Genomic DNA, 2012 nt, shown 5'->3' on the forward strand with positions numbered 1-2012 from the left:
GTCCCTGGCCCGGCCGGCGCTGACCACGCCGCCGCAGCCGGCGACCAGCCCGGCCACCGCGCCGTGCACCGGAACGGTGAATGCCGCCGCGCTGAGCGCGTCGAACTCGGGGCCGCACAGCGCCGGCCACTGCACCGCCAGCTTGAGCGCCTCTCGCTCCACCCGCAGCACCGGGTCCGACCGGTCGTAGGGTCTGCCCTGCTGCCCGTCCGCGCCCCGCTGGCCGTCCGCGCCCCGCGCGGTCGACGGGTCGACAGAACGGTCGCGGCCGTCTCGTCCGGCGCCCCGGCCGCCACCCGCGTGCTGGCGGACCCTGTCCAGCACGAACCGCTCGTCCATGAGCCCGAGCCAGCGGTCCAGGTTCACCGCGTACCTGGCCCGGCGCCCGGGATCCTTGATCCGCCCGACGATCGGCGCGGCCTCGTCGAGAGCGGCGAGCTGGCCCTCGGTGGTGTCCAGGTCGTGCTTGGCCAGCGCGCTCTTGATGGCGAACTCGAACAGCGGGACGCGCCTGGCGACGAGGTCGCGCACCGCGCCCTCGCCGTGCTTGAGCCGCAGGTCGCAGGGGTCGAGGCCGTCCGGCTGCACGGCGACGAACGTCTGGGTGACGAACTTCTCCTCCAGGCTGAACGCGCGCAGCGCGGCCCGCTGCCCGGCCGCGTCCCCGTCGAAGGTGAAGATCACCTCGCCGTCGCTGCCGTTGGTGTCCATGATCAGCCGGCGCAGGACCTTGACGTGGTCCTCGCCGAAGCTGGTGCCGCAGGTCGCCACCGCGGTCGGCACCCCGGACAGGTGGCAGGCCATCACGTCGGTGTACCCCTCGACGATCACCGCCTGCCGCCGGTGCGCGATCTCCCGCTTCGCCAGGTCCGCCCCGTACAGCACGTGGCCCTTCTTGAACAGCGCGGTCTCCGGCGTGTTCAGGTACTTGGGGCCGTCGTCATCCGGGTCGAGCTTGCGGGCACCGAACGCGATCGTCTCCCCCGTCAGGTCCCGCACCGGCCACATCAGCCGACCGCGGAACATGTCGATCAGGCCGCGCCTGCCCTGCCTGGCCAGGCCCGCCTTGAGCAGCTCCTCGTCGGTGAACCCGCGGCCGCGCAGGTGCCTGGTGAGCTCGTCCCACGCCGCCGGGGAGTACCCGACACCGAACCGCTCGGCGTCGGACAGCTCAAAGCCCCGCTCAGCCAGGAAGGCCCGGGCGGCGGAGGCGGAGTCACCACGGATCCGTTCGGAATAAAAATCAACGGCAGCGCGGTGCGCATCGATCAGCCGGCGGCGCTGGCTGGTCTCCTGGCCGGGCACGTAGCCGCCCTGCTCGTAGCGGAGCTCCACGCCCGCGCGCGCCGCCAGGCGCTCGATCGCCTCCGCGAACGACAGGTGCTCGATCTCCTGGACGAACTTGATGACGTCGCCGCCCGCGGTGCAGGAGAAGCAGTAGTAGAGCTCTTTCCCTGGCGTCACATTGAACGACGGCGTTTTCTCGTCGTGGAACGGGCACAGTCCCTTGAGCGAGCCGCCGCCCGCCGGGCGCAGCTGCAGGTACTCCCCCACCACGTCGGCGATGGCTGACCGCTCTCGGACCGCGGCGATGTCTTCCTGGCGAATCCGACCTGGCATAGGGGGAGTCTATGCCGTGGGGCGGCGCGCGCTGGTTAGGTCGCGGGTGGCGGACACGGTGTCTTCGAATGGGCGGTTGCGCCTCCCATGACCCCGCGGATTTACGATTGTGCCTCGTGGGGGATACGTCCGGCGGTGCGGCGCGGGATCTTCTTGTGCTCTGGGATGTCGATGGCACTCTGCTGAACGCCGGCGGGGTCGGCGCCGACATGTACTCGGTGGTGTTCCTGCAGCTGTTCGGGCGGTCGCTGGAGACGACGGCGCCGATGGCGGGCCGCACCGACCGCGCGATCGTCCTGGAGACACTGACGCTGGCAGGGGTGCCTGAGCCGCGGCGGCACGTGGACCCGTTCATCGCGGGGCTGGCCGCGCAGGCGCCGGCCGTGCGGACC

General features: G+C 71.7%; 1 protein-coding gene and 1 pseudogene. One reads left to right on the forward strand and one right to left on the reverse strand.

The window, feature by feature from the left end; translation table 11 throughout:
• A partial coding sequence (gene dnaG / locus WA805_RS13325; protein ID WP_425242490.1) for a DNA primase occupies window positions 1–1620 on the reverse strand: 1620 nt, incomplete at its 3' end.
• Window positions 1621–1736: 116 nt separating this feature from the next.
• On the opposite strand from dnaG, the pseudogene WA805_RS13330 reads away from it, so the two are divergent.
• Window positions 1737–2012: pseudogene (locus tag WA805_RS13330) on the forward strand (hypothetical protein); the annotation flags it as partial.

It is taken from the genome of Trebonia sp. (assembly GCF_049794275.1).
Taxonomy (GTDB): domain Bacteria; phylum Actinomycetota; class Actinomycetes; order Streptosporangiales; family Streptosporangiaceae; genus Trebonia.